Origin of the sequence: Paractinoplanes tereljensis, assembly GCF_016862435.1 — a bacterium.
In the GTDB taxonomy this organism is placed as follows: domain Bacteria; phylum Actinomycetota; class Actinomycetes; order Mycobacteriales; family Micromonosporaceae; genus Actinoplanes; species Actinoplanes tereljensis.
The window spans coordinates 36,909-62,103 of the sequence record NZ_BOMY01000034.1; the positions used below are offsets into that span (position 1 = coordinate 36,909).

The window sequence follows — 25,195 nt, forward strand, 5'->3', positions numbered from 1 at the left end:
AGACGGACAAGCACGCCCGGACGGTACGTTCACTACAGGTTAAGAATTGACGTCGCTCGATCCCGACCGGCCGCGCCGCAGCACCACGAACCCGGCGACGGCGGCCAGCACGACCGCGATGACCACCCAGATCCACCAGGAGGAGCTTCCGCTGTCGTCGGCGGCCGGCTCAGCGACCACCGGGGCGGCCGAGGACGGCGCAACCGAAGGCGGCGCGACCGAGGACGGCGCGACCGAAGGAGTGGTGGCGGCCGTCGACGGGCCGGGCTTCAGCGTTACCAGCGGCGCCGGATTGTCCGGCTCGTCCTTGCCCTGCTCCTGGATCTCGATCCAGCGGACGACCTCGCCGTCGGAGTACGTCTCCAGGGTCTTGAACGACAGCCGGGTCTCACCGTCCGGCAGCTTCGCGATCCTGACCTTCCAGACCGCGTCGACGCCCACCTTCAGCGCCTTGCCACCGACCGTGAACCCGTCCGCGGTGGCCGTGAACGTCCAGCCGGCCGGGGCCTTGACCAGGGTGACGCCGGACGGCGCGATCCCGGTCGGCAGCACCACCCGCTCGGACTCGATGCCGGCGTCGGAGCTCTCCGCCTCCCCGTTGAAGGTCAGCGTCACATTCTCCGCGCCCGCGGTCGTCTTGTCCGCGCTCACCTCGACATGAGCCAGCGCCGGGCCCGCCAGCCCCAGCACCGCTACTCCTGCTACGGCACCCACCGTGACCACACGCGAACCGAAACGCACCCTGCGACCACCTTCACCATCGGAGCTGACCTGACAACAGTCGCCCCACCGGGGCGGAAAGTTCCGGCGAATCGTACGACGGTGAAACCGCAAAGCACTCAAGCCGATGGCGGCACGCCCGATCAAACGTCTGAGGGCAACACTGCCGTCCCGGGCCTGATCGGAGAGCGATGACGACGCGAGTCGCACGGGCGTGTTTCGCCGCGTGGATCGTGGTACTCACCGCCGTCTACTACACGTTCCCGGGCAGCCACCTGTACACGTGGGCGGCGCTGGGCTACTCCAGCGCGGCGATGATCGTGGTGGGCGTACGCCTCAACAAGCCGGACCACCGGCTGGCCTGGTACCTGATCGCGGTCGCCCTGGTCACCTTCAACACCGGCGACAACGCGTACAACCTGATCCTCGCTCTGGGCCGGGTACCGGCCTTCCCGGGCATCGCCGATGTGCTCTATCTGCTGGTCTATCCGCTGATCACAGCGGGTTTCATCATGTTCGTCCGGTACCGCTCGGGCGGCGTGTCCAACCGCGCCGCGCTGCTCGACGCGCTGGTCCCGACGGTCGGGCTCGGCCTGCTGTCCTGGATCTACTGGATCGCGCCGTTCACCCGCTCGCACGACCTGTCCCTGCTGGAGAAGCTGGTCTCGGTCGGCTACCCGCTCGGCGACGTGCTGGCGCTGGCGATGACCCTGCGGCTGTTCACCATCCCGGGCCGGCGGCCGCGGGCGCTCACCGCGATCGCCGTCGCCATGGTCGGCCTGCTGGTCTCCGACATCCTGTACGGCCAGTCGCAGCTCAACAGCGACTGGACCCTCGGCGGCCCGGTCGATCTGGGCTGGATCGTCTTCTACGCGGTGATGGGCTACACGGCCCTGATGCCGTCGATGCGCAAGCTCACCGAGCCGTCCATCAGCAGCGGGCACGAGACCCCGCACCGGATCATCCCGATGGCCTCGGCCGCCCTGATCGCCCCGGTCGCGCTCTACCTGGAGTGGATCCGCGGCGCCGACGTGGAGAACGCCCGCGACGGCGTGGTCGACGCGCCGGTCATCGCGGCCGCCGCCGCGCTCATGTTCGTGCTGGTCATCGCCCGGGTCAACGGCCTCGCCGTGGACCAGCGGCGGGCCCGGGCCCGGGAGCGGGCGCTGCGCCAGGCCGGCGACAAGCTGTTCGCGGCGGCCACCGTCGACGACGCGCTGCAGGCGACCGCCGACGCCATCGGCACCCTGATGCCCACGGACACCCCGTACGAGCTGCACCAGATCATCGAGGCCACCGAGACGCCGGAGAACAGCGGGGTCCGGGTGGTCGGCGCCGACCAGGTTCCGGACGGGGTCCCCACCGACGGCTACGACACGTTCCTGATCGGCACCCTGCGGCTGCCCGGCACGCCGTCGCGGCAGCTGCTCGGCATCCTGGCCGCGCCCGGCCCGGTACTGCGCGACATGGTGGACACCTTCGCCGCGCTGACCGCGCAGGTCGAGGTCGTCCTCGAGCGGATCGCGCTGAGCGGCGAGGTCAACCGCCGGGACAGCGAGGCCTGGTTCCGGACCCTGATCCAGAACTCGTCCGACGTGATCCTGATCGTCACCGACGACGACCACATCCGGTACGCCAGCCCGTCCGCGGCCGGCGTCCTCGGCCACGAGGACCTGGCCGGCACCCCGCTGACCGCACTGGTCGCGGTCAGCCACCACCAGACCATGCAGCACATCCTGACCGCCGTACGCGGCGGCCGGGGCACCCAGAACGCCCCGGACCTGACCGTGCTGCGCGCCGACGGGCAGCTCATCAAGGTCGAGGTCGACGGCCGGGACCTGCGCGACGACCCGACCGTGGGCGGCCTGGTGCTGACCCTCGGCGACGTCACCGAGCGCCGCCGGCTCGAGGACGACCTGTCCCACCTGGCGTTCCACGACGGCCTCACCGGGCTGGCCAACCGGGTGATGTTCCGCAACCGGCTCGAGCAGGCGTTCGTCGCCGCCGGGCCGGGCGGCGGCAACCTCAGCGTGCTGTTCGTCGACCTCGACGACTTCAAGGAGGTCAACGACACCCTCGGGCACGCCGTCGGCGACGAGCTGCTGGTCACCGTGGGCTCGCGGATCACCGACGTGGTCGGCGAGCACGCGCTGTCGGCCCGGATGGGTGGCGACGAGTTCGCCGTACTCCTGGAGGGTTGTCCGGACGCGGCCGCGGCCGACGCCGTCGCCGCCCGCATCGTGGCGTCCCTGGCGGTCCCGTTCGAGGTCAGCGACGGCCTGGGCGGTAGCCACATCGTCAGCGGCGCGGCCAGCGTAGGCGTGGCCGCCAGCACCGACGCGGACAGCGCCACCGAGCTGCTGCGGCACGCCGACCTGGCGCTCTACCAGGCCAAGGGTGGCGCGAAGGGCACCTTCCAGCGCTACCAGCCGGAGCTGCACACCGCGATGAACCAGCGGCTCGAGGTGCGGGCCGCACTGCACGAGGCGATCGACTCCGAGCAGTTCCGGGTCATGTACCAGCCGATCGTCGACCTGGGCACCGGCCTGATCGCCGGCGTCGAGGCGCTGGTCCGCTGGGAGCACCCGGTCCGCGGGCTGCTCGGCCCGTACCACTTCATCGAGGTGGCCGAGGAGAGCGGCGCGATCGTGGCGATCGGCGACTGGGTGCTGAACGAGGCCCTCGGCCAGTTCGCCCGGTGGAAGGCCGACGACCCGGCGATGTCGCTGCGATACGTGAGCGTCAACGTGTCGGCCCGGCAGTTCCGCACGCCCGGCTTCGTCCAGCGGGTCCGGGAGGCCATCGAGACGTCCGGGGCGCGCCCGGAGTGGCTGCTGCTGGAGATCACCGAGAGCCTGGTGCTGCGCGACGCCGAGCAGGTCTGGGCCGACCTGCGGGTGCTGCGGGCCCTGGGCGTCCGGATCGCGATCGACGACTTCGGCACCGGGTACTCGTCGCTGAGCTACCTGCGGCAGATGCCGGTCGACGTGCTGAAGCTCGACAAGTCGTTCATCGACGACATCCTGTCCAGCGAGCAGCAGCACACCATGGTCGACTCGATCGTGGCGCTGGCCCGCAATCTGGAGCTCAAGGTGATCGCCGAGGGCGTCGAGGACGCCGGCCAGCGGGCCGCCCTGACCCGGATGGGCTGCCCGTACGCGCAGGGCTACCTGTTCGCCAAGCCGGTCTGGCCGGCCGAGATCGTCGAGCTCGCGAACGCCGTACCAGAGCTCGTCTGAGTAGTTTTGACGGATATTCACTAGCGGCGGCGCCCCGCGAGGGGCAGGGTCGAGGACGTGCTCTCGAATCCCGTGTGGGCCGCCCTCTCCGGGCCGCAGGCCTGCTATGCCGAGGCGTCCGGTGACGCCGCCCGCTACTCCTCCGACATCTCACCGTTCGCCGGGCTTGCCGACCCGGCCGACCCGGCCGCCTGGCGCGACCTGGCCACGCTGACCAGCGAGGCCCTGCTGACCGGTCCGGCGCTGTCCGCCGGCCCCGGCTGGCAGGCCGAGGCCGCCGTGCCCGGCATCCAGATGATCGGCCAGAGCATGACCGGCGTCGCCGACCCCGACGCCGTCGTGCTGACCGAAACGGATGTTCCCGAGGTCCTCGACCTGGTCGAGCGGGCCAAACCCGGCCCGTTCCGCAAGCGCACCATCGCCCTCGGGCGTTACCTGGGCATCCGGATCGACGGCCGGCTGGTCGCGATGGCCGGCGAGCGGTTCCGGCTGCCCGGCTGGACCGAGATCAGCGCGGTCTGCACCGACCCCGACTACCAGGGCCGCGGCCTCGGCGCCCGGCTCACCCTGGCGGTGGCGAACGGCATCCTCGCGCGCGGCGAGCTGCCGTTCCTGCACGCGGCGGCCGACAACGACCGGGCCCTGCGACTCTACGAACGGCTGGGCTTCGAGCCGAGCCACGAGGTGGTGTTCGCGTCGTTCCGCTACACCGGCTGACAGGTACCCGCCAGTACGCATTGACAGGCGTCTAAGCCCTGCCGGACCGTCGAGGCATGTCGAACCGTCCCAAGCTCGTGGCCGCGACGCTCCTCGCCGCCACGACCGTCGCCGCCGCCGTGGTCCTCATGTCGGCCCCGCCCGGCGTGGCGGCGAGCACCGTCACGCTCGCCGCCACCCCCACCATCGGCACGTCCCCGTCGCTGCCGAACGCCCCCATCGACCTGCACGTGGTCGCCGTAACCACCAGCTCGGTCACCCTCGCCTGGACGGCGCCGGCGCCCACCAGCGCCCAGATCGAGGGCTACAACATCAGCTACACCCAGGCGTTCAACGACATCTACTGGATGCAGCAGGTAGGCAACGTCACCACCGTGACGATCACCGCCAACATCGCCCCCACCAGGCAGTACTCGTTCTCGGTGTCCACCCGCGACACTCTGGGCCACAGCGGCACGAGCGCCTACGTGAGCGGCGTGGTGACCCCCGCCTCGGACACCGCCGGCGACCGCACCCCGCCGACCGCGCCCACCGCCCTGGCCATAGCCGCCGTAACCACCACCGGCGTAAACCTGACCTGGACCGGTTCCACCGACGACGTGGCGGTAACCGGCTACAACGTCTACCGCTTCGACGGCCTCTACATCTCCACCCTGGTAGGCACGACGACGAGCACGGCCGTGACCGTCCCACCGGCGGCCTCATCGCTGGGCAGCTGGTACGTCCGAGCCACCGACGCCGCCGGCAACCTGTCGGCCGCGTCGAACATCGTGACCGCGCCCCCCACGACCCCCACGACGCCGCCACCGGCTCCCACCTGCCGAGTGACCTACGTGAACACGTCACAGTGGTCGACCGGCTTCGTAGCCGACGTAACGGTAACCAGCTCCATCGCCATGAACGGCTGGACCTTGGTCCTGACCTTCGGCGGCGACCAGCGAGTGACCCAGGCCTGGAACGCCAGCTTCACCCAGTCCGCCACCACGCTGACGTTGACCCCGGCGGGTTGGAACAAGAAAATCCCCGCCAACGGCAGCGTCACCCCAGGCCTGCTGGGCACTTACCGCACCAGCAACGCCCCACCCACCCAGGCCACCCTGAACGGCGCACCCTGCGCCCTGACCTAAAAACCGAAACAGCCTCGTCGCTCGCGGCGGGGCTGTTTCCCAACGCTCCTTTTCCGGTACGCCCTACGCCGGTTACCTGGCACTCAGTCCCGCCAGGCGGGCCTCACCCTCCGCGCGCCCCCGCCGGGCGGGCCCGCCCCAAACCCCAGACCCAGGCCAGCCAGCCGGTCTTCCGAGCCCCAGCGCTCAGCCGGCGTCGGCTGGGTCTACGCCAGCCGCCATGGTCGGTTAGCATCTCGGCGGCTCGACCGCGGAGGGCAGGGGTTCAGTTGGGTGCGAAGACGGCGTTGCTGGCGTTCGCCGATAAGGATCTGCCGACGGCACTCAGGGAGGCCGGTCGGCCACAGCCGGCGCTGCTGACCGGCGGGGGCGTAGAACCCGGTGCCGGTGAGGCCGAAGCTGTCGTGCGCCGGCTGTCCCCCGGATATCAGGTGACGCCGATCCGCGGCGGGACGCTGCTCGAGGACTGCTTCCCGCCCGACGACGTCGCCTTCGCGGTCGTGCTGCCCGGTGCCGTCCTGCTGTGCGACAGGCGACTTGTCGCGGAGACTCCGCCCGAGTTGCCCGAACAGGTGCTCGCGGAGGCAGCCGGCCGGCGGATCCTGTGGCATTCGATGCACTCCGTCATTGACGCGCTCACGTTCGCCGTGTGGGAAGACGGGCAGCTGATTCGCTCGCTGAGCGTGTCACCGGACACCGGGGTCGTGGAGGACGTTGGCGAGCCTCTTCCGTTCGAGCGTCCGTACTGGGCGGGAGAGCACCCCGTCACGTCGTTGTTCCCCGGCCAAGGGCCGTACCCGTTGCCGTTTCATCCGCTGGATCTCGGCGAGGCGGCGTTGCGCGCCCTGTTCGGCTTTGTCATTGAAGGCCGCTCGGAGCCAGACGATGTCGACGCCGACACGATCTCGCTCCACGGGTTCAGCGTCGCGGATCCGACCGGCCGCGAGCAGCAGGAACGTGACGCCATCATGCGGGAGGTGATGAGCCGCATGGCGCCGCCGCGCATGTACCGCATGGGCCCCGACGGCAACATGCACGAGGTAGGCGTAAACGACCCATTCTGACCTTCACGCTGCCGGGAGCCACACCGACCCGATGGCGAAGCTTGCCCCACAGCTCAGTCTCGCAGATGGCGTGGATAGGTGTTGCCGCCGAGATCACCAGAGGGTGGCTGTGGCTGCAGGAGGTTCGTCCGAACGCCACCTGGTGCAAGCGGCCGTCCGGCTACAAGCTTCGCCGAATCACCAAGGTCTTCGTTTCCGATCGTTACCTCACCGCCCTCGCAGCCATCGCCGGGACCGCCAGCGGCTGAGCCGGATGTCAGACCCGGCGAAGCACTCGAACGCGCCAATGCGGCGGGCAACGAGCTGGCCGCGGCGGTACTGGCCTGCTGGCGATGGAACGAGAGCCTCGACCCTTCCCTGCGCGCCGGCGCAGAGGTCGGCGACACGCACGCCCATCACAACCTCGGGGTCCTGCTCCAGCGCCACGGCGACCTGGCCGGCGCCGAGCGACACTTCCGCCATGCCGCACCCCGGCCCTGATCGGGCCGGGACGCCGGTCACCGGGCCCGGCCTGGCCCGCTCCCTCGGACCGTTCGTCCTAGTGGGACAGTCGGATGAACCGGTTGTACCAGTTCGGTTTCCAGGTCTGCCCGTCGTCGAACGAGAACGCCTGATTCCACTTCGGAGTCTCGGTCGTCGTGTCCGACCACTCGAACCGCACCTTGACCGGGATACCGTTGACGACGTCGTCGCAGTAGAACCGGCCCACGCCGTCCTCCTCGAATCGGCCGACGACCGGTGGTTCGAGCGCGCCCGAGTAGCGGCTGGATGTCCACCAGATCCGCCAGACCCTTTCCTGCGGGTCGAACAGGCGCAGGGTCATCCCCTCGAAGGGCGGCCGTCGGGCGGCATCGATCCGACATCTCCTGTCAGGGGTGTCCGGTGACAATCGACGTCACGCTGAGACGTTGCCGACGCCGCTCCACCACCGCTCAACGCCCGCCGGCGAGGTCAGCAGCACCACCGGCGGCTTTCCGGGGTCGGCATGCCACGCCCGCATCCGGCGCTGGTTGTGCTTGAACTTCCGGAAGTGCCACCGCAAGATCGAATCGGAAGCGAACAGGGTCTTGCGGATCGACTCGTAGTTGCCGTTACAAATGGGCTCGTGGGTAACGATCCTGATCACCGAGCGGCGCAGGAGCCGCCCGAGGCTGACCCAACGCGGAAAGTCCAGCCCCACGATCAGGTCCACCCGCGCCATCGGTATGTCCACCCACCGGCCGTACCCGGCATCGATTACCCACGCGTCGCCGTCGCAGATCGCGGTTATCCGCGCCCGCTGAATCTCATCCGGCACCTCGACCCAGCCCGGCTCCCAGGTCAGGTCGTCAATCGGGTGGTACGGCACCCCCAGCCGCTCGCCGATCCGCTCCGCGAGTGTCGATTTGCCCGCACCGGAGACCCCATACACCATGATGCGTCGCATTCCGCGCATGCTAGCGCTCGCCGAACATGGCTCCCGCAGAGTTACCAGCTGGGAGCCTTCGCCGTGGATCCGACCAGTTCGATGGCACCCATCAGAAAGCGCACTCGATCACGCCGCGGGGTTAGGCAGGCACGAATCCGTGATGTTCGGCACACCCACCGGGGATATCACGGAGGTATGAGACCACTGCTGCTTCTGCTGGCCGTGCCGGCCGTGTTCGTCGCCGGCTGCACGACCTCATCGCACAGCACAGCCACACCCACATCCACACCCACGACCGCGCCCGCTGCCCCGACGTCCGCAGCGAGCGCCTCCGCCGGCCCGGTGGACACCGGCACGCCGTCCGGCCCGGCGAAAACCGGGACGCCGACCGGCACGAAGAGCAGCGGGGGCGCGGCGGGGACTGCTACGCCCCGCTGCCACACCGGAGACCTCAAGCTGACGCTCGGCCGGCGCGGGGGCTCCACCGACACCAAGTTCCAGCCGCTGTACCTCACGAACGTCGCCGATCGAGCCTGCACGCTCCACGGCTACCCGGGCGTGTCCGTGGTGGCGGGGGACGACGGGCACCAGGTCGGTGACGCGTTCGACCGCGCCACGTTCAATCCGAAGGTGACGGTGACCCTGGCGCCGGGCGACGTCGCGTACGCGATTCTCGCCACCCACGACGTCGGGATGTTCCCGGCCGGCAAATGCAAGCCGGTGAGCGTACGCGGGTATCGCGTGTACCCGCCCGACGAGACCAAGTCGATCTTCGTCGCCGGCGCCACGAAGGCGTGCTCGGCGAAGGGCGTCAACGTGGGCAACGTCGCGGCGATCTTGATTCACCCCGTGGACTGATCCTCGCCTGCCGCTCGGTCCGAGCGGGAACTCCGCAAGGCCGGACCGCGCACGTCGGGGAGAGCGGCCGGGAGCACCGGTCAGAGCTGACCGTGGTTCGGAGGCTGGACGCCGGCCAGGTCATAGGCGGCCAAGTGGTGGTATTTCCAGTCGATCGGGTCGTGGACGCTGTGGGTTCGGGCGTTGCGCCAATGACGGTCCAGGTCGTACTTCGCCGCTGTCGCGCTGGTGCCGCACAAGGTGAACAGCTCGCTGCCGGCCTCCACCGCCACCTCGCTGCCGAAGGCCTTTGCCGCCGCCACCGCCAGTGAGCCTCGGGCGGCGGCGTCCGGGTCGGCCGGGACCAGGCCTGTCTCGTCGAGCGTTCGCGCTGCCTCGGCCAGCAGGGCCTCGGCGGCCCGGACCCGGGACGCCAGCCGGCCGTAACGGTGCAGCACGTGCGGGTCGTCGGTCGCCTTCGCGGCGCCGGTGCGCACGGCCTCCGTCGACGGGCGGGCCTTCTCGCGCAGGTAGGTGCGGGCGTCGGCCAGGGCCGCGCCGGCGATGCCGACCTCGATGGCGGCGTGGTAGAGCTGGGCTCGGGCGCCGAACTGCTGCGGCACCTCGTAGACCGAGCTGTAGTCCAGCCACAGCTCGGCCGGCACCCCGCTGAACGTGGCGGTGCCGCTGATCGTGGCCCGCTGCCCGATCACGTCCCAGTCGGTGTCCACCCGCACCCCGTCCGCGTCGCGCGGCACGAACACCAGCGCCAGCCGGCCGTCCTCGGTCAGCGCGCTCACCGCGATCCAGGCGCTGGTCAGCGCCCCGGTCGTGTAGTACTTCACGCCGTCGAGCCGGCCGTGCACGAAGCGGGTCTTCAGGTCCTGGGCATGCTGGCCGCCCCGCTCGGCCAGGGCATTGCCGATCCGCTGACCGGCGAGGACCGCAGCGTAGAGGCGTTTGCGCAGGTCCGGGCCACCGTGCACGGCCAGCAGGTCGACCATCAGGAAGTGCGCCTGCGGCACCTGCGCGATGGCCGGGTCGGCGGCCGCGACGATCCGGCCGACCTCGGCCAGGGTGCGCGGCCCCAGCCCGGGCCCGCCGTCGGCGCTCGGCACCGTGACGGCCAGAAGACCGGACCCATCAAGAAGATCAAGAGCCTCCTGCGGTACGGCCTGCGCACCGTTGCGATCACGCTCGATCGCTCCCGGCGCCAGCCCGCGGGCGACCTCGTGGGCAACGGCGACGGCTTCGTCATGGGTCATCGACATGTCCACATGTTAGGACGCCAGCGCGCTTCGGGTCTCCGCCGTGTCGGAAGTCCGCCGCGTCCACCCTGGTCGCCCCAAGGTTTCCCGGCCCTAGCATCAGCGCCCGTGAAGCGATGGATCGCAGTTCTCGCCGTGCTCTTCCTCTCCGCCTGCCGCACCGACGACACCCCCTCCGCACCCGAAACCCCGGCCGCCGGAGCAGCGGCGGCCACGACGGAGGCGGCCACGACGGAGGCGGCCACGACCGGGCCAGCCGAGGCCGACCTGCGGTGCCTCGTCGCGGGCAGCCCCTGGCACGTGTCCAAACCCGACCTGGAGAGCCAGTTCCGGGGCATCATGCGCGGGATCGACGTCACCGACGTACACATCGCCGGTGATCAGATTTTGACTGTGGGTTCTGATCTGGGGGTGCGGATCTCCGACCGGACCACGACCACCGTCACCGTCGACATGTCCGGCGGGCTCACCATGGTGATGACCCAGAAGCACACCGGGGACACCGCCGGGCGCTGGGAGGCCGACGGCAACGCGCTGCGGCCGGTCGGCGCGTGGACCGGCGGGATCGACGTGGACACCAAGGTGGCGATCAACGGGCGGACCGCGAACTCGCCGGTCAGCATGCCCGGAACGACGCTCGGGAACATCCCGATGACGTTCACCTGCGCGGACGGCAGCCTCAACCTGACGGTGACCGGGTCACCCTTCGTCTACCTGTTTCGCTGACCAGGTCATCCCCAGCTCGAACCGGGTGCCGACCCCGTAGTGGGCCATCGCCTCCGCGATCCGCCGTTCGACCGTGCGCTGCGAGGTGCCGTGCGCGGTGGCGATGGCCCGGTCGGACAGGCCGAGCGCGAGCATCCGCAGCACGTCCGGCCATTCCGGCCGGGGCTGCCGATAAGGCAAGGCAGAAATCCAGACCCCTTCGGCGTACGCGGCGGCCAGCGCCCGCACCGCCGGGTCGTGGCAGATCATGATGCTGGTCGGCGGGTGCTCGCCCCACACCACCGGCAGCGCGCACAGCACCTCCGGGTCGGAGTACAGCCAGGTGGCGACGTGCCGGGCCAGCCGTACCCGCATGCCGGCCGCGACCATCCCGTCCACGATGCGCCGGTCCTCGGCGGTGACCACGACCGAGGCCGGCAGGATCGCCCGGGCGTTGCCCATGCCGTCCGGGTACGGCCGGGTCACCTCCGGCAGCTCCGGCACGATCAGATCGCCGAGCACGTCGAGGCTCGGATAGAGGTTGAGCGGGGCCCGGGGCGGGGTGAGCGCGGCGTGCCGGGCCCAGGCCCGCCACTGCTCCTCGTGCCCGTGCACCAGCTCGACGTCCAGGGTGGTGCGGTCGCCGGTACCCTGCCGCCACTCCCGGCTGAGCTCCGGCAGCAGCCCGACCAGATCGGCCAGCCCGCGCGCCTGCTCCTCGACGACCCGGTCCGGCGATCGATAGCTGAGCCGGCCATCGTCCTCCTCCCCGATGAAGCCGGCCCGGATCAGCTGGTCCAGCAGCCGGTCGGCGTCGTCCGGCCGGGCGCGGAGTTTTCGCAGCTCGGCCCGGGTGGCTGGGCGGGAGCGCAACAGGGTGGCGAGCAGCCGCAGCGCGGCCGGCTCCAAGGCCGTCATGAGGCTGGGACTCTAGCGCCGGGCCCCGCACGGCGGGGAGAGCCGTTAGGCTGGCCGGCTGCCCTACGGAAGGCCGGAGATGACCCCCGACCGAGTCAAGATCGCCGAGCTGTCCCGGCTGTCCTGGCGGGACGTCGACCCGGCCGCCCGGCCCGGCTCGCCGGCAGGCCCGATCGGCGGTCGCCACCGGCTGGTGGGGGCGAGCAGCAGGGTCATCGGGGCAGTTCGCTCAGCCAGGCGATCACATCGTCGGCGTTGCTGCGGGTGGCCGCGTCCAGCGGGGTGAGGTTTTCCCAGCCGGGGATGCGGTGTGGGTCGGCGCCCTGATGGAGCAGGAATTGGGCGGCGGCGAGTTGGCCGCCGTGGCAGGCGGCCCAGAACGCATCGCTCACCTCGGCCGGCGCCGGCCGCTCCGGGCCGGTGAAGTACGCGGAGAGTTGGTCGAGGCGGCCGAGGGCGGCGTCGTGCCACATGGTGGTGTGGGCGCCGCGTTCGACCAGGCGGTGGGCGGCTTGCCACTGGGCGAACGCGGTCGCGTCGTCCAGGGCGGTGCCGCCGGCGATCACGGCGCCCGGGGCGTCGATGTCGGCGCCGGCGTCCAGCAGGGCGTCGAGCACGTCTACGTCGTCGCAGCTGGCGGCCCAGTGCAGCGGGGTCTCCTGGTGTCGGCCGACGAACCGGGCGTTGACGTCGGCACCCGCGGCGACCAGGGCGGCAACGGTGGCGGGGCCGTTCGGGAAATGGCCGGGAAAATCGCTGACCACGTGCAGCAGGGTGCGGGCCTCCCCGATTCGCGCCGTGGCCAGGCTGGGTTGCTCGGCCAGCAGCCGGCTCAAGGCCGCGACGTCGCCGTCTCGGACGGCCGCGACCACGGCCGCCGCCAGCGGATCCTCCGCGTCGAGAACCAGCACGTCAGCTGCCACACCGGACACCATAGCGGGCACGGACTAGCGTGCGGGGTAACGGACCCTGAGCGGACAGGCGGCCGGAATGAGCGCAGAGGAACTTCGCCGGCGTGTCGTGCGGGTGGTCATACCCCTCATCGGCGAGTACGAGACGCTGACCATGGCCCGGATTGCCGGGGCGGCGGGAATCGGCGAGGCCGAACTCCGGGCCGTCTTCGCCGACAAGGAGGCGGTCGTCCAGGCATGCATGTCCGCGATGGTGGCCCACATCAGCGCGGTGAGCGATCCCGCCGCGGAGGTGAGGCGGATGGAGGCGATCCGGGTGGATCAGCCGGTCGCGGCGCGGCTCCTCGAGGTGATCGGCGTCCTCGGGGACTACTACGAGCGTGTCCGCACCGAGCTGGAAACGCTCGAGCCGGGCGGCGACCAGGCACTCAGCGGTCAGGACTTCCGGGCCCTCGGCAGCCTGCCGGAGATTCGGCCGGCCGTGGTGCGATTGCTGCGGCCGGAGGAGGAGCACCTGCGTCTTCCGGCCGAGGCCCTCGCGGAGATCTTTCTCGGCCTGACCCGGTTCTGCACCCGGGCCCCGAACGAGGAGCAGCCGATGCGGGCCGAGGACGTGGTCGATCTTTTCCTTCATGGGGCGGACACGCGAGAGGCGCCCCGCGGCCCGGGGTGGCAGTGAGCTCGCGCCCGAATGCCACGCCGGTCCGCTGCTGCTTCTGAGGGCCCGATGCCCGTACTTTCAGGAAGCGTTGTCGTTGAGACGGCCTCGGGATTTGCCGCCCGCCTCGCGGGCGATGACCACTCGGTCGATCTCGTCGCCGGCCTCGGTTACCGCACGCAGGGTGAGGGTTGTCGTGCGGCCGGCGGAGGCCGGTTGGACATCGACTGCCAGGAATGAATACCCGGTGTAGCGGACCCGGGACCAGGTCACGTTCTCGGTCACCTTTACCGCGCCGGATGCCCAGACGAAGGACGGGACCTCGTCGACGTCGTTGACGTGGCCGGCGTAGGAGTCGGGGACGGCGAAGGCGTAGAGGCTGCGGCCCGCGGCGCCGGCCGTGACGTACGTCGTGCCGTCGGTGGCCGGGTGGACCGTCGCGCCGATCGGGGTCTTCTTGGACTTTCCGCCCTGGAGGACGTCGGCTCGTTCGTAGATGTGGTTGTGTCCGTTGATGACCAGGTCCACGCCGTACTTGTCGAAGAGCGGGACCCACTGGTTGCGGACGCCGCCCTCGGAGGCGTGCGCGGTGGTCGTGGAGTAGGCGCAGTGGTGGAAGAAGACCACGATGAAGTCGACGTCGTCCTGGTCGCGCAGCCATTTCAGGCGGTTGTCCAGCCATTTCGTCTGGGCGCCGCCGGTGTAGCCGAAGTTGGCGGGGATCTCGAAGGAGACGTCGTTCGGGTCCAGTGAGATGACGCCGACGTTGCCGTAGACGAAGGAGTAGACGCCCTCGGACTGGACCGGGCCGTTGTCCGGGAAGTCCCAGCGGGCCAGCTGGCCGCCGTAGCCGTTCTCGGAGTACAGCGCCTCCATGTCGTGGTTGCCCAGCGAGGCCATCCACGGCACCGACGCGGAGATCGGCTCGGTCTGGGCCAGGAACTGGTCCCAGGTGCGCGGGTCGTACGTGTCGGCGGGCAGGCCGAGGCCGCTGGAGTCGGCGTAGCAGAGGTCACCGGCGTGCAGGTGGAACACCGGGTCCTGGGCGGCGACCTGGCCGTCGTTACCGAGCGCGTGGTAGCTGACGCCCTGGTCACCGAACGCGGTGAAGGTGAACGACTCCGGAACGCTACGGCGGGTGGGCGCCGTGGTGAACGAGTCGATCCGGCCGAAGGTGGACAGGTCGGCCGGGTCGTAGCCGTCGTGGCCGACCGCGTAGTAGTAGGTGCGGCCGGGCTGCAGGCCGTCGATCGCGGCGTGCACGTAGTACTGATCGGTGGCCGCGATGGTCGACGACTCGGAGTGCAGGGCGCGGATCTCCGCGCCGACCCGGTGGCCGAGGTTCCAGGGAGCGTCGCCGAAGCGCAGGAACGGGTGCTTCACCGCGTGCGCGACCTGCCAGCCGACCCGCACCTGGCTGCGTGGATTGGGCCCCCAGGCCAGGTGCCGGCCGAACGGGACGACCAGCTTGCCGGGCACCTTGGTCGGCTGGTGCCAGACGGTGGCCGAGGCGGCGTTCGCGGGCACGCCGGCGGCGACCGCACCGGCGGCGACCGCGGCCCCGGCCGCGAGGACCGACCGGCGCCGGTGGCCCCGCTGCCGGGTGAGGAGTTCGTGCTGCTCCGACATGCTCAACCGGGCGGTGAGGTGGTCGGGCAGGCCCATGCGTGGGATGTCCATGCCCGCATGGTCGATCGGCCCAGTTAAATCAGATTGAACGTCGCCGGTTATGTAAAAGACTTGATGTACGTCGAATTAAATATCACGCCACCGCGTCGCTCAACTGCAGGCGGGAGCCCCCGGCCGCTTTCCGGGAAAGCACGACCCGGTCTATTTCGACGCCCTTCTCCGTAACGGCTCGGAGGGTCATCGTGGTCGTTCCGCCCTCATCCGCCGGATTCACGTCCACCGCGAGAAACGAATAACCGGTATATCGCACCCGGGACCAGGAAACGGTTTCGTGCACCCGGTCGCCGGCCGCGTTCCAGACGTAGGAACGGATCTCTTCGCGGTCCTTCTCCCGGCCCGCGTACGAGTCATGGCTGTCGAATTCGTAAAGGCCGCGCCCGCCCGCGCCGGCCGTGATGTAGGTGGTGCCGTCCGACGCCGGGTGAACGGTCGACCCGATCGGGGTCCGCTTGGCCCGGCCGTGCTTGATCACGTCGGCCCGCTCGTACACGTGGTTGTGGCCGTTGACGACCAGGTCGACGGCGTACTTGTCGAACAGCGGCACCCACATGTTGCGGACCGCCCCGTCCGAGGCGTGCGAGGTCGTCGTCGAGAAGGCGCAGTAGTGGAAGAACACCACGATGAAGTCGACGTCGGGCTGGTCGCGCAGGAACCGCAGCCGCTCGTTCAGCCACTTCGTCTGGGCGCCGCCGGTGTAACCCCGGTTGACCTGCACCTCGAACGAGATGTCGTTGGCATCCAGCGCGATCACGCCGACGTTGCCGTAGATGAACGAGTACACGCCGACCCCCTGGGCCGGGCCGTTGCCCGGGAACTCCCAGCGGGCCAGCTGGCCGCCGTAGCCGTTCGGCGAGTAGATCGCCTCCATGTCGTGGTTACCGAGGGTCGCCATCCACGGCACCGAGGCGGCCACCGGCTCGTTCTGGACCACGAACTCGTCCCAGGTCAGCGGGTTGTAGAGGTCTTCCGGCCGGCCCTGCCCGCTCGAATCGGCGTAGCAGAGGTCGCCGGCGTGCAGGTGGAACACCGGGTCCTGGGCGGCGACCTGACCGTCGGTGCGCAGCGCGTGGCTGCTCACCCCCTGATCACCGAACGCGGTGAAGGTGAAGGCCGGGGCGAGCCGGCGGCGGCTGGGTGCGGTCCGGAACGAGTCGATCCGGGCCGGCGCGGCGGCGTCCAGGCCCAGGTGGCCGACCGCGTAGTAGTACCGGGTGCCGGGCAGCAGGTCGTCGATGGCGGCGTGCACGTAGTACTGGTCGGTGGCCGGGATGAGGTCCTTGACCTCGGTGCGCAGCGGCCGCAGCTCGGCGTCGATCCGCTGGTCCAGGGTCTCCGGCGAGTTGCCGACCCGCACGAAGGGCTGCCGGACCGGGTACGGGACCTGCCAGCCGACCCGCATCTGGCGGCGCGGGTTGGCTCCCCAGGCCAGGTGCCGGCCGAACGGGACGACCAGGTCACCGGGCAGTTCGGTTCGGCGGCTGACGAAGCCCGGCACGGCGGTTAACCCGGCGGCAGCGCCGAGCAGGGTCCGGCGCCGGACGCGCCGGGTCAGGTACTCATGCTGTTCGGGCAGGCTGAGCCGGGTGGCCAGGTCATCCGGCAGCCCCATGCGTGGTAAATCCCCTAAGCGCATGATGTAGCACTTTATCAGCCGTTATAGGTTAATTCTGGTCCTGGTCCAGGAGATCAAGAGTGCGCCGGTCGGGATTGCCGCAGAATCGCGCGATCACCCGGTCGAACACCGTGCGGTCGGGTGCCACCTCGGCGAACAGGGTCATCGACGAGCACAGCTTCAGGTCGTCCGGCCAGCCGAGGATCTCGGTCGCCGACTTCTCGTGCTCGAGCATGGCGGTGGCGCACTCCAGCAGGCGCGGGCCGAGCACCGGATGAGCCAGATAGGCCCGCGCCTCGGCGCGGCCACTGATCGCGTAACGCTGCGCGATCGCGCTCCGGCCCAGGCCCGCCACCTGCGGGAAGACGAACCACATCCAGTGGGTTTCCTTGCTGCCCGCCCTGATCTCGGCCAGCGCGTCGGCGTACATGCGCTCCTGGGCCACCACGAACCGCTCCAGATCGAAGTCCACCATCGCATCATCCTCTCCGCGTTCCGGCCTCCCGGCCGGGCCGACCGGCCTACAGTGCAATCGGCCCCCCGCCCGCACAGGAGGAGAAGGAACTGATGCGCGCGGTACTCAGCAAGGCGTTCGTCGCCGTGGCCCTCGCCGGTGTCGCCCTGGTCCTGCCGGCGAGCCCCGCACACGCCGCCACCGGCGCCCTGATCAGCAGCCAGGACGGCCGCTGCCTGGACGCCGACAACTCGGTCACGGCCCACGACGGCACCAAGGTGCAGACCTGGCAGTGCTTCGGCAACGTGCCCCGCAACCAGAGCTGGCGGTCGTACTTCGACGGCACGATCCGCAGCTCGTGGGACGGCCGGTGCCTGGACGAGGACATCGCCGGCGGCACCCGCAACGGCAGCAAGGCCCAGCTCTGGGTGTGCAACGGCCAGCTCAACCAGCAGTGGGACTTCCACGCCGACGGCTCGATCACCAGCCGCAACGACGGACGCTGCCTCGACGAGGACATCGCGGGCGGCACCCACAACGGCACCAAAGTCCAGGTGTGGGACTGCAACGGCCAGCTCAACCAGAAATGGCACCGTTAGGCCTACATTCGCGGCCTCGCCGTCCGAGGATGGACATGTCCTACCTGATCACGGGAGGCACCCATGTCGGACGGCGAGTTCCACGTCTATGTCGGTCTGCTGGCCTTCAGCGGCCTGGCCCTGGCGGTCCTCGCCGTGCGCGGATTCGACCAGCGCGGCTTCACCCGGGTGATCGACGGGCTGTTCGCGGTCGCCTTCCTCGGGTACGCGGCGCTGCTCGCGGTGGCCGACCCGGCCCCCGAGGTGAGCCGGGGTTTCTACGGCCTGATGGCCGTGCCGGTGGTGCTGGTGCTGCACATGCGGCGGCAACAACGCCGGGTGCGGGCCAGCCGGTTCGCCGCCGGCTTCACTCCCGAGGCGTACGGGCCCAAGACCGCCCCGACCCCATTGACCCCGTTCCCGGCTCCGCCGCCGCCACTGAGCAGCGGCGGGGCCGAGGACGGGTCCGCCGAGCGCGGCAGTGACGCCCCACCTCGGTCCGGGCTGTCCGGGCTGTCCAACCTGCCGCCGCCCACGCTGCCACCGACCAAGTGGGTCGCACCCACGCCGGGGTCGCGCCCGCCGATGCCGTCCGGGCTTCCGGCGGCGGCACCGGCCGTAGGCCCGCCGGCCAATCTGCCCGGGGTTCTGCACGGCCTGAACCCGCCCCCACCGCCGCCCGACCCGCACCCGCCGCTCGGCGCCCCGGCCGGCCCGGCCCGGGCCATCGAACCGGCCCGCCCACCTGCCGCCCAGCCCGAGTCTCCGGCCGCTCCCCCGCCGGGGGAACCCGGCGGTTCACCAGTGCCCGGTTGGCACCAGCCCGGCCGGCACGAAGGAACCGCCGGCCGCCACGAGTCCGCCGAGCAGCCCGGGTACAACACGCCCTACGGGCGGCACGGCGACTACAGCGCGGCCGACCGGTACAGCAACTACGACCCGGGTGAACAGTTCGGCACCTACCAGCCGACCGGGTCCGGGGAGGCCTGGAACCAGGGTGGCTACGCCGGCCACGACACCCACGCCGGCGGGGACAACCACGCCGAGAACGCGCACCTCTACGAGACGAGCAGCCGACTGCGGCAGCCGGCCTGGCTGTCCTCGTACCCGGCGGACGACGCGCAGCCGGAGGCGGACGACGAGCCGGAGGAGAACGGCCGGCATTCTCGCGGCGGCCCGCCCGGCCCGCCGCAGCAGCCGGGCGACTGGCCGCCGCGGCCCGGCTGACCGCGGCCGGGGAGAATGGGCGGCATGGACTTTCGCCGGACCTACCGCTCGGCCGCCGTCGCCTATGTCGACCTCGTCTCGCGGGTGCCGGCGGGGCGGTGGGACGAGCCGGCGCTGGGCGACTGGACGCTGCGGGAGCTCGTCGGGCACACGGTGAGCTCGGCGCTGCGGCAGGTTCCGGGCGTGCTCGGCACCCCGGCCGAAGTGGTCGCGGTGGCCAGTGCCGAGGACTACTGGGCGCTGGCCCGGTCGGTGCCCGCCGAGACCTACGCGGCCGCCGTCGCCGCTTCCGGGGACGACGCGCGGGCCACCGGGTTGATGCTCGGCGACGATCTGCTCGACGCGGTGCGGGAGATGGCCGGGCGGGCCACCCAGGCCGTCGCCTCGGCCGGGGACGATGACGTGGTGACCACCGCGGCCGGCGGGATGCTGGTGCGCCAGTGGCTGCCGACCCGGACGTTCGAGCTGGTGGTGCACGGGATGGATCTGGCCGGCGCGATCGGCGTACCGCATGGGATGGGTCCGGAAGCCCTCGCCGAGGCAACCAGCCAGGCCGCGCGGGTGGCCGTCGCCGTCGGCGACGGGGAGACGGTGCTGCGGGCCCTCACCGGGCGCGGCGAGCTGACCGCGAAGTTCTCGGTGCTCCGAACCTGAGGATTCCGGCGGCCCGAACCGGATTGCAACCGGTTAACACTTGTCGGGTTGCGGTTTCGCCCGAAGTGATAGGTATGACCGACACGATGATTGTTGAGCTGGGTCTGCAGGCCATGACCATCGCCGCCAAGATGGCCGCCCCGGTGCTGCTGACCGCGCTCGGGGTCGGCTTCACGATCTCGCTGTTCCAGTCGGTGACCCAGATCCAGGAGGCCACCCTGGCCTTCGTCCCCAAGGCCGCCGCCTGCGGCGCCGCGCTGCTGTTCTCCGGCAACTGGATGCTGCACGAGATGGTCGGTTACACCGAACAGCTGTTCGCAAAACTCCCGATGCTGCTCAGCTGACCTGCGCCGCGCTGACGCCGATCACCAGGCGCCGGCCGTTCGGGAGGACGTTTTGTCCGTGTTAATCCGTTAGCGTGATGCGGGCGGCCATCGCTACGGACCTGGTCTCCGGGGGACGGCGACGACGTCGTAGCGGGCGCCGGGGGTTACCGGGGTGGTCAGCCGGGCGTTGACCACGTAGAGGTGGTCGCCGAAGGTGGCGGCCGCGGTCGGGATGGCGAAGCGCGGGTCGGTGATGGTGGCGGTGCGGACGCCGGCGGTGCCGTGCCGGTTCAGGGTGAAGACCGCGACGGCGTTCAGCCGGTTCTGCACCACGTAGAGGGTGTGGCCGTCCAGCAGCAGGCCGTCGCCGTTGGGGACGGTGGCGCCGGCCAGGTCCACCCGGGTGGTCGCGCCGGAGGCCGGGTCGGCACGGAACAGCAGACCGGTGTTGGACTGCACGACCAGCAGGGCGCGGCCGTCGGGGGTGGCACAGATGCCGTTGAGGTTGACGGTGCCGGCGGCGACGGTGAGGCCGGTCAGCGGCAGGGCGGTGACCGTGGCGTCGAGCGGGGCGGTCGGCAACCGGTACAGGGTGGCGCTGAACGAGTCGGTGAACCAGGCGGCGTCCCGGGTGAGGACCACGTCGTTGAGGTACGACGAGGTGCCGAGCCGGTGGGTGGCGAGCAGCGTGCCGGTGGCGGTGGCGATGACCCGGATGTCGCGGCCGGCCAGGAACGCCCGGCCGTTGGTGTCGATCCTCAGGCCGGTCGTCGGGGTGCCGGGGCCGGTGTGCACGATCTCGCCGGCACCGGTGGCCAGGTCGGCCCGGTAGATCGAGCCGGTCGCCCGGGAGCTCAGGTAGGCGGCGGAATCCGCGATCGCGATGCCCTCGGGAGCGAATCCGGCGGGCAGGTCGATGGTGTCGGGGAAAACGCCGGTCATCACGGAACCGCTTCGCATTGGCGATCTCCTCAGTGGCAGCGCGCTCGATACTGCCCAATTCACGTGGTTCGAGTCCAGACCTGAACGAAAATTAAAGAGCCCTTTTAGAATGATGTGCATCGATCAGGTTTTGATTTAAGCGGGACCGCTCACGCACGTCGCGCGGACGGGCCGGGCGCTCTGGGCGCCCCGCGCCCTGCCCGGCCCGTCCGCGTCCCGGCGGGAGCGGCGGTCCGTACCACGCGCCCGGGCACGACAAGACGATGTTGATTGTTCGCCTTGTGTTCCTGGCTGTGACGGGTTTGACTCCGGGTTCGGGCCGGGATTGCGCGGGGGGACTTGTGGGAAGCAGTGCGGGTATGAGGATCTGGCCGGGCAATCCGTACCCCCTGGGCGCCACCTACGACGGTGGTGGCACCAACTTCGCGCTCTTCACCGAGGTCGCCGAGCGCGTCGAGTTGTGCCTGTTCGACGACGACGGCACCGAGACGCGCATCGACCTGCCGGAGCGTGAGGCGCTCGTCTGGCACGGTTACCTGCCGCGGATCGTCCCGGGGCAGCGCTACGGGTATCGAGTTCATGGGCCTTACGACCCTTCGTCCGGTTTGCGGTGCAATCCCAGCAAATTGCTCCTCGACCCGTACGCGAAAGCGATCGACGGGCACAACGAGTGGAACGAGGCGCTGTTCGCCTACCGGTTCGGCGACCCGCTGTCGCGCAATGACGCCGACTCCGCCCCGTTCGCCCAGAAATCCGTCGTGGTGAACCCGTTCTTCGACTGGACCAACGACCGGCCGCTGCGCATCCCGTTCTGGGAGACGGTCATCTACGAAACCCACGTCAAGGGCATCACGATGCGGCACCCGGGCATTCCCGAGGACGTCCGGGGAACCTATTCCGGGCTCGCCCACCCGCGCATGATCGAGCATTTCAAGAAACTCGGCGTGACCGCCGTGGAATTGATGCCGGTGCACCAGTTCGTGCACGATTCCACGCTCGTCGAACGCGGCCTGACCAACTACTGGGGCTACAACACCATCGGCTTCTTCGCGCCGCACAACGACTACCACTCGTTCGGCGGGCACGGCGGTCAGGTGCAGGAGTTCAAGTCGATGGTGAAGGCCCTGCACCAGGCCGGCATCGAGGTCATCCTCGACGTGGTCTACAACCACACCGCCGAGGGCAACCACATGGGCCCGACCCTGTCGTTCCGGGGCATCGACAACCCGGCGTACTACCGCCTGGTCGACGAGGACAAGCAGTACTACTACGACACCACCGGCACCGGGAACAGCCTGAACGTGCGGCACCACGAGTCGCTGCGGCTGATCATGGACTCGCTGCGGTACTGGGTGACCGAGATGCACGTGGACGGGTTCCGGTTCGACCTGGCCGCCGCGCTGGCCCGGGAATTCCACTCGGTGGACCGGCTGGCCGCGTTCTTCGACCTGGTCAACCAGGACCCGATCGTCTCGCAGGTGAAGCTGATCGCCGAACCGTGGGACGTCGGCGACGGCGGTTACCAGGTGGGCGGGTTCCCGCCGCTGTGGACCGAGTGGAACGGCAAGTACCGCGACTCGGTGCGCGACTTCTGGCGCGGCGAACCGGCCAGCCTCGGCGAGTTCGCGTCCCGCTTCACCGGCAGCTCCGACCTGTACGAGGTGGACGGCCGGCGGCCGATCGCGTCGATCAACTTCGTCACCGCGCACGACGGGTTCACCCTGCACGACCTGGTGTCGTACAACGAGAAGCACAACGGCGCCAACGGCGAGGACAACCGGGACGGCGAGAGCCACAACCGGTCCTGGAACTGCGGGGTGGACGGCCCCACCGAGGACGCCGACATCGTCGCGCTGCGGGAACGGCAGAAACGCAACTTCCTGGCCACCCTGCTGCTGTCGCAGGGCGTCCCGATGATCGCGCACGGCGACGAGCTGGGCCGCACCCAGCACGGCAACAACAACGTCTACTGCCAGGACAACGAGCTGTCCTGGGTCGACTGGGAGGACGCCCGCAACCAGGACATCCTCACCCGGTTCACGGCCAACCTGACCAAGCTGCGGGCCGAGCACCCGATCTTCCGGCGCCGCCGGTTCTTCACCGGCGACCTGGTCGGCGACACCAAGGTGCCGGACATCGCCTGGCTGCGCCGCGACGGCGAGCCGATGACCGAGCCGGACTGGAACACCGCCGGCGGGATGACCATGACAGTGTTCCTCAACGGGCACGGCATCCCGGAACGGGACGCGCTCGGCGAGGCCATCATCGATGACTCGTTCCTGCTGCTGTTCAACCCGCTCGGCGACCAGGTGTCGTTCACGCTGCCGCCGCGGGAGTTCGGGCGCACCTGGGAGGTCGTGGTGAACACCGCCGACCCGCTGCTGGCCCAGCGGCGCAAGACCGCCCGGGCCGGCAGCGAGGTGGTCGTCCCCGGGCACGCCCTGCAGGTGCTGCGCTGCCGCTACTGAAGTAGCACCGCGTCCCGCAGGGCCTCCGGCTCCCGGTCCAGGATCTTCCCGGTCTTGTCGAGCAGGTAGATGGTGTCATCCCGGTCGCCGGTGATCCGCACGAGCAGGCGGTTCCCGGCGACCGGGTGCACCTCGGCGTCCAGCTTGGCGGCCGGGGCGATCTCGGCCGGTAACGGCACCTCCCGGCCGGTTTCCGTGTCCACCACCCGGAAGGCGAGTAGACGTCCAGGAGGATGCGCTTGGCCGGGTCGTCCTCGGCGACCAGCATCCGTTTCGAGTCCGGCAGCCAGGTGGGCACGTTGCCGCCGGTGCACAGGACGTGGTCGAGGACCTTCCGGCGGCCGGTGCCGTCCGGGTTGGCCACGATCAGCACCTGGCTGCCCAGCTCGTCGATCTCGGCCCAGGCGACCAGGCGGTGGTCCGGGGACACGGTCAGGCCGTACGCCGTATCCGGCACCTTGATCAGCGCCCGCAGGGCTAGGCGCAGGGTGGCCGGCCCGGCCCGGCCGGGTCGGCGCCGGGCCGGTCCGGCATCCGGACTCGTCCTCAGTGGTCTCCACGGCATCCCAGACGCTCGGCGGGCGGCGAATGGTTGGCGCCGGCCGGCAAGTTTTCAGCAGGCGACCGGCCCGCCCGGACGCTTGCCGGTGGGCACCATGGTGACCCGGACGTCGCTGAGGCCCGGCAGGGCCCGGACCGCGGCCAGCTGCGCGCACCGGAACTCGGTGCCGGTCGTGATCAGCTCGAACGACTGCGGCATGCTGTCGGCGTCGAGGCCCTCCAGGTACGCCGTCATGTTCTGGCTCTCCATGAGTTCCTTGGTGCGCGCGTAGGCCTCGGCCGAGCTGGTGTACTTCACGCCGTCCGTGGCCGGGATCCGGCCCAGCTCGGCCCGCACCGCGGCCTTCTGCGGCTCGGTGACGTCGGTCTTGAGGGCGGCCCACACCCGGAACTCGCGCACCACCGGCTGCCGCCACCCGGCCAGGTAGAGCGCCCCACCGGCCGCCCCCACGCCGAGCACCATGGACACCGCCGACACGGCGATCGTGACCAGCCAGATCTTCGCCGGTCGGGGCGGAACAGCCTCGAGTACGTCAGTCACGGCGCCGAAGCTACAACAAAGCGCGCCGATGCGATGCCCCTCAGCAGACCAGCTCCATGCCCGGCCGGCTCGCGGTGGCGACCATGCCCACCCGGACCCGGTCGAGGCCGGCCAGGCCGCGGAGCCCGGCCAGTTGGTCGCAGCGGAAGTCGATGCCGGTCACAGTCAGCTCGAACCGCTGCGGCCAGGTCGTCACGTCGGCGCCCGCGAGGGCCTCCGACATGGCCGCGCTGCCCGGGTCCTTCCTGGCGTTGGCGAGGTCCTCGGCGGAACTGACGAACTTCACGGCGTCCTTGGCCCGGATCTTCCGTAGCACGGCGCCGATCGCGTCCCGCTGCTCGGGCGTCGCCTCGTTCTTCACCAGCACCCACACCACGAAGTCGCGCCGCTCGGCCTTCTGCCACCCGGCCAGGACCGGCCCACCGACGCCGATGACCGCCCCGAGCAGCAGAGACAATGCGGCCACGATCAGCGCCACCGGCCACAGCCGAACCGGGCGCGGCGCCTGGGTCTCCACTACGTCGGTCACGGCGCCGAAATTACAACAACACGCGCCGATCCGATGCCCCGT

27 protein-coding genes are annotated in these 25,195 nt (G+C 70.4%); 12 read left to right on the plus strand and 15 right to left on the minus strand.

All coding sequences use genetic code 11. From position 1 onward, the window contains the following. Positions 1 to 39: 39 nt before the first annotated feature. Positions 40 to 690 (minus strand): DUF1775 domain-containing protein, encoded by a 651-nt coding sequence (locus tag Ate02nite_RS25325; protein WP_239147673.1) that lies wholly within the window; start codon positions 688 to 690, stop codon positions 40 to 42. 221 nt (positions 691 to 911) lie between these two features. On the opposite strand from Ate02nite_RS25325, the gene Ate02nite_RS25330 reads away from it, so the two are divergent. The 4 genes from Ate02nite_RS25330 (at position 912) to Ate02nite_RS25345 (ending at position 6,867) form a co-directional block, all read left to right on the plus strand. Continuing rightward, positions 912 to 3,959: a putative bifunctional diguanylate cyclase/phosphodiesterase gene (locus Ate02nite_RS25330; protein WP_203809776.1), complete on the plus strand. Its 3,048-nt coding sequence runs from the start codon at positions 912 to 914 to the stop codon at positions 3,957 to 3,959. 57 nt (positions 3,960 to 4,016) lie between these two features. Beyond that, entirely contained in the window at positions 4,017 to 4,676 is a 660-nt protein-coding gene (locus Ate02nite_RS25335) for a GNAT family N-acetyltransferase (protein WP_203809778.1), read from the plus strand. 56 nt (positions 4,677 to 4,732) lie between these two features. After that, entirely contained in the window at positions 4,733 to 5,803 is a 1,071-nt protein-coding gene (locus Ate02nite_RS25340; protein ID WP_239147674.1) for a cellulose binding domain-containing protein, read from the plus strand. Between the two features lie 269 nt (positions 5,804 to 6,072). Continuing rightward, entirely contained in the window at positions 6,073 to 6,867 is a 795-nt protein-coding gene (locus tag Ate02nite_RS25345) for a DUF6928 family protein (protein ID WP_203809780.1), read from the plus strand. 207 nt (positions 6,868 to 7,074) lie between these two features. Here Ate02nite_RS25345 and Ate02nite_RS25350 read toward each other — a convergent pair whose 3' ends face one another. The 3 genes from Ate02nite_RS25350 to Ate02nite_RS25360 all read right to left on the minus strand — a co-directional run bounded on the left by Ate02nite_RS25350 (position 7,075) and on the right by Ate02nite_RS25360 (position 8,293). Next, positions 7,075 to 7,329 carry a hypothetical protein gene (locus Ate02nite_RS25350; protein WP_203809782.1) on the minus strand — a complete coding sequence of 85 codons (255 nt, stop codon included), beginning with the start codon at positions 7,327 to 7,329 and terminating at the stop codon, positions 7,075 to 7,077. Between the two features lie 76 nt (positions 7,330 to 7,405). Next, positions 7,406 to 7,690 carry a hypothetical protein gene (locus Ate02nite_RS25355; protein ID WP_203809784.1) on the minus strand — a complete coding sequence of 95 codons (285 nt, stop codon included), beginning with the start codon at positions 7,688 to 7,690 and terminating at the stop codon, positions 7,406 to 7,408. A 72-nt stretch (positions 7,691 to 7,762) separates the two neighbouring features. After that, complete coding sequence (locus Ate02nite_RS25360; protein WP_203809786.1) at positions 7,763 to 8,293, minus strand: P-loop NTPase family protein; 531 nt, start codon at positions 8,291 to 8,293, stop codon at positions 7,763 to 7,765. 177 nt (positions 8,294 to 8,470) lie between these two features. On the opposite strand from Ate02nite_RS25360, the gene Ate02nite_RS25365 reads away from it, so the two are divergent. Beyond that, positions 8,471 to 9,133: a DUF4232 domain-containing protein gene (locus Ate02nite_RS25365; RefSeq protein ID WP_203809787.1), complete on the plus strand. Its 663-nt coding sequence runs from the start codon at positions 8,471 to 8,473 to the stop codon at positions 9,131 to 9,133. A gap of 80 nt (positions 9,134 to 9,213) precedes the next feature. On the opposite strand, the gene Ate02nite_RS25370 is transcribed toward Ate02nite_RS25365, so the two are convergent. Further along, positions 9,214 to 10,383 carry an acyl-CoA dehydrogenase family protein gene (locus tag Ate02nite_RS25370; RefSeq protein WP_203809788.1) on the minus strand — a complete coding sequence of 390 codons (1,170 nt, stop codon included), beginning with the start codon at positions 10,381 to 10,383 and terminating at the stop codon, positions 9,214 to 9,216. A gap of 105 nt (positions 10,384 to 10,488) precedes the next feature. On the opposite strand from Ate02nite_RS25370, the gene Ate02nite_RS25375 reads away from it, so the two are divergent. Continuing rightward, positions 10,489 to 11,106: a hypothetical protein gene (locus Ate02nite_RS25375; protein WP_203809789.1), complete on the plus strand. Its 618-nt coding sequence runs from the start codon at positions 10,489 to 10,491 to the stop codon at positions 11,104 to 11,106. Here Ate02nite_RS25375 and Ate02nite_RS25380 read toward each other — a convergent pair. From Ate02nite_RS25380 to Ate02nite_RS25390, 3 genes are all read right to left on the minus strand, one after another. Then, entirely contained in the window at positions 11,080 to 12,003 is a 924-nt protein-coding gene (locus Ate02nite_RS25380) for a helix-turn-helix domain-containing protein (protein ID WP_203809790.1), read from the minus strand. The two genes, Ate02nite_RS25375 and Ate02nite_RS25380, sit on opposite strands and share 27 nt — an antisense overlap. A gap of 63 nt (positions 12,004 to 12,066) precedes the next feature. Beyond that, positions 12,067 to 12,219 carry a hypothetical protein gene (locus Ate02nite_RS25385; RefSeq protein WP_203809791.1) on the minus strand — a complete coding sequence of 51 codons (153 nt, stop codon included), beginning with the start codon at positions 12,217 to 12,219 and terminating at the stop codon, positions 12,067 to 12,069. Next, complete coding sequence (locus Ate02nite_RS25390; RefSeq protein WP_239147675.1) at positions 12,216 to 12,926, minus strand: ankyrin repeat domain-containing protein; 711 nt, start codon at positions 12,924 to 12,926, stop codon at positions 12,216 to 12,218. The genes Ate02nite_RS25385 and Ate02nite_RS25390 overlap by 4 nt, the downstream gene beginning before the upstream one ends. A 67-nt stretch (positions 12,927 to 12,993) precedes the next feature. Here Ate02nite_RS25390 and Ate02nite_RS25395 point away from each other — a divergent pair, with 67 nt between their 5' ends. Further along, the gene (locus Ate02nite_RS25395; RefSeq protein WP_203809793.1) at positions 12,994 to 13,593 is read left to right on the plus strand and encodes a hypothetical protein; all 600 of its coding nucleotides are present in this window, start codon (positions 12,994 to 12,996) and stop codon (positions 13,591 to 13,593) included. Between the two features lie 60 nt (positions 13,594 to 13,653). On the opposite strand, the gene Ate02nite_RS25400 is transcribed toward Ate02nite_RS25395, so the two are convergent. The 3 genes from Ate02nite_RS25400 to Ate02nite_RS25410 form a co-directional block, all read right to left on the minus strand. Then, positions 13,654 to 15,252 (minus strand): purple acid phosphatase family protein, encoded by a 1,599-nt coding sequence (locus tag Ate02nite_RS25400; RefSeq protein WP_239147676.1) that lies wholly within the window; start codon positions 15,250 to 15,252, stop codon positions 13,654 to 13,656. 82 nt (positions 15,253 to 15,334) lie between these two features. Beyond that, positions 15,335 to 16,870 (minus strand): purple acid phosphatase family protein, encoded by a 1,536-nt coding sequence (locus tag Ate02nite_RS25405; protein WP_203809794.1) that lies wholly within the window; start codon positions 16,868 to 16,870, stop codon positions 15,335 to 15,337. 52 nt (positions 16,871 to 16,922) lie between these two features. Then, complete coding sequence (locus Ate02nite_RS25410; protein WP_203809796.1) at positions 16,923 to 17,348, minus strand: DUF1810 domain-containing protein; 426 nt, start codon at positions 17,346 to 17,348, stop codon at positions 16,923 to 16,925. Positions 17,349 to 17,440: 92 nt separating this feature from the next. Between Ate02nite_RS25410 and Ate02nite_RS25415 the strand changes: the two genes are divergently transcribed. The 4 genes from Ate02nite_RS25415 to Ate02nite_RS25430 all read left to right on the plus strand — a co-directional run bounded on the left by Ate02nite_RS25415 (position 17,441) and on the right by Ate02nite_RS25430 (position 20,130). Further along, complete coding sequence (locus Ate02nite_RS25415) at positions 17,441 to 17,926, plus strand: ricin-type beta-trefoil lectin domain protein (RefSeq protein ID WP_203809798.1); 486 nt, start codon at positions 17,441 to 17,443, stop codon at positions 17,924 to 17,926. 63 nt (positions 17,927 to 17,989) lie between these two features. Further along, positions 17,990 to 19,132, plus strand: a complete 1,143-nt coding sequence (locus Ate02nite_RS25420; RefSeq protein ID WP_203809800.1) for a hypothetical protein — start codon at positions 17,990 to 17,992, stop codon at positions 19,130 to 19,132. A gap of 24 nt (positions 19,133 to 19,156) precedes the next feature. Then, a complete protein-coding gene (locus tag Ate02nite_RS25425) occupies positions 19,157 to 19,786 on the plus strand; it encodes a maleylpyruvate isomerase N-terminal domain-containing protein (protein ID WP_203809803.1) in 630 nt (209 codons plus the stop codon). A gap of 74 nt (positions 19,787 to 19,860) precedes the next feature. Then, positions 19,861 to 20,130 (plus strand): flagellar biosynthetic protein FliQ, encoded by a 270-nt coding sequence (locus Ate02nite_RS25430; RefSeq protein WP_203809805.1) that lies wholly within the window; start codon positions 19,861 to 19,863, stop codon positions 20,128 to 20,130. 93 nt (positions 20,131 to 20,223) lie between these two features. Here Ate02nite_RS25430 and Ate02nite_RS25435 read toward each other — a convergent pair whose 3' ends face one another. After that, positions 20,224 to 21,072 (minus strand): SMP-30/gluconolactonase/LRE family protein, encoded by an 849-nt coding sequence (locus tag Ate02nite_RS25435; protein ID WP_203809807.1) that lies wholly within the window; start codon positions 21,070 to 21,072, stop codon positions 20,224 to 20,226. Positions 21,073 to 21,413: 341 nt separating this feature from the next. Between Ate02nite_RS25435 and glgX the strand changes: the two genes are divergently transcribed. Next, positions 21,414 to 23,522 (plus strand): glycogen debranching protein GlgX, encoded by a 2,109-nt coding sequence (gene glgX / locus Ate02nite_RS25440; protein WP_203809809.1) that lies wholly within the window; start codon positions 21,414 to 21,416, stop codon positions 23,520 to 23,522. Here the strand turns inward: glgX and Ate02nite_RS25445 are convergent. The 3 genes from Ate02nite_RS25445 to Ate02nite_RS25455 all read right to left on the minus strand — a co-directional run bounded on the left by Ate02nite_RS25445 (position 23,516) and on the right by Ate02nite_RS25455 (position 25,153). Further along, positions 23,516 to 23,728, minus strand: coding sequence for a hypothetical protein (locus tag Ate02nite_RS25445; protein ID WP_203809811.1), 213 nt, complete (start codon positions 23,726 to 23,728; stop codon positions 23,516 to 23,518). The genes glgX and Ate02nite_RS25445 overlap by 7 nt on opposite strands. Before the next feature lie 407 nt (positions 23,729 to 24,135). Beyond that, complete coding sequence (locus Ate02nite_RS25450; RefSeq protein WP_203809813.1) at positions 24,136 to 24,624, minus strand: permease-like cell division protein FtsX; 489 nt, start codon at positions 24,622 to 24,624, stop codon at positions 24,136 to 24,138. A gap of 40 nt (positions 24,625 to 24,664) precedes the next feature. Then, complete coding sequence (locus Ate02nite_RS25455) at positions 24,665 to 25,153, minus strand: permease-like cell division protein FtsX (protein WP_203809815.1); 489 nt, start codon at positions 25,151 to 25,153, stop codon at positions 24,665 to 24,667. Between the last annotated feature and the right edge of the window lie 42 nt (positions 25,154 to 25,195).

Excerpts from the sequence above, each read along its gene's own strand:
- Ate02nite_RS25360 (WP_203809786.1), bottom strand. The coding sequence starts at position 8,293 with ATGCGACGCATCATGGTGTATGGGGTCTCCGGTGCGGGCAAATCGACA.
- Ate02nite_RS25380 (WP_203809790.1), bottom strand. The coding sequence starts at position 12,003 with ATGACGGCCTTGGAGCCGGCCGCGCTGCGGCTGCTCGCCACCCTGTTG.
- Ate02nite_RS25385 (WP_203809791.1), bottom strand. The coding sequence starts at position 12,219 with ATGACCCTGCTGCTCGCCCCCACCAGCCGGTGGCGACCGCCGATCGGG.
- Ate02nite_RS25420 (WP_203809800.1), top strand. The coding sequence starts at position 17,990 with ATGTCGGACGGCGAGTTCCACGTCTATGTCGGTCTGCTGGCCTTCAGC.
- Ate02nite_RS25400 (WP_239147676.1), bottom strand. The coding sequence starts at position 15,252 with ATGGACATCCCACGCATGGGCCTGCCCGACCACCTCACCGCCCGGTTG.
- Ate02nite_RS25430 (WP_203809805.1), top strand. The coding sequence starts at position 19,861 with ATGACCGACACGATGATTGTTGAGCTGGGTCTGCAGGCCATGACCATC.
- glgX (WP_203809809.1), top strand. The coding sequence starts at position 21,414 with ATGAGGATCTGGCCGGGCAATCCGTACCCCCTGGGCGCCACCTACGAC.
- Ate02nite_RS25330 (WP_203809776.1), top strand. The coding sequence starts at position 912 with ATGACGACGCGAGTCGCACGGGCGTGTTTCGCCGCGTGGATCGTGGTA.
- Ate02nite_RS25370 (WP_203809788.1), bottom strand. The coding sequence starts at position 10,383 with ATGTCGATGACCCATGACGAAGCCGTCGCCGTTGCCCACGAGGTCGCC.
- Ate02nite_RS25340 (WP_239147674.1), top strand. The coding sequence starts at position 4,733 with ATGTCGAACCGTCCCAAGCTCGTGGCCGCGACGCTCCTCGCCGCCACG.
- Ate02nite_RS25415 (WP_203809798.1), top strand. The coding sequence starts at position 17,441 with ATGCGCGCGGTACTCAGCAAGGCGTTCGTCGCCGTGGCCCTCGCCGGT.
- Ate02nite_RS25405 (WP_203809794.1), bottom strand. The coding sequence starts at position 16,870 with ATGGGGCTGCCGGATGACCTGGCCACCCGGCTCAGCCTGCCCGAACAG.
- Ate02nite_RS25435 (WP_203809807.1), bottom strand. The coding sequence starts at position 21,072 with ATGCGAAGCGGTTCCGTGATGACCGGCGTTTTCCCCGACACCATCGAC.
- Ate02nite_RS25355 (WP_203809784.1), bottom strand. The coding sequence starts at position 7,690 with ATGACCCTGCGCCTGTTCGACCCGCAGGAAAGGGTCTGGCGGATCTGG.
- Ate02nite_RS25395 (WP_203809793.1), top strand. The coding sequence starts at position 12,994 with ATGAGCGCAGAGGAACTTCGCCGGCGTGTCGTGCGGGTGGTCATACCC.
- Ate02nite_RS25365 (WP_203809787.1), top strand. The coding sequence starts at position 8,471 with ATGAGACCACTGCTGCTTCTGCTGGCCGTGCCGGCCGTGTTCGTCGCC.
- Ate02nite_RS25350 (WP_203809782.1), bottom strand. The coding sequence starts at position 7,329 with ATGGCGGAAGTGTCGCTCGGCGCCGGCCAGGTCGCCGTGGCGCTGGAG.
- Ate02nite_RS25410 (WP_203809796.1), bottom strand. The coding sequence starts at position 17,348 with ATGGTGGACTTCGATCTGGAGCGGTTCGTGGTGGCCCAGGAGCGCATG.
- Ate02nite_RS25425 (WP_203809803.1), top strand. The coding sequence starts at position 19,157 with ATGGACTTTCGCCGGACCTACCGCTCGGCCGCCGTCGCCTATGTCGAC.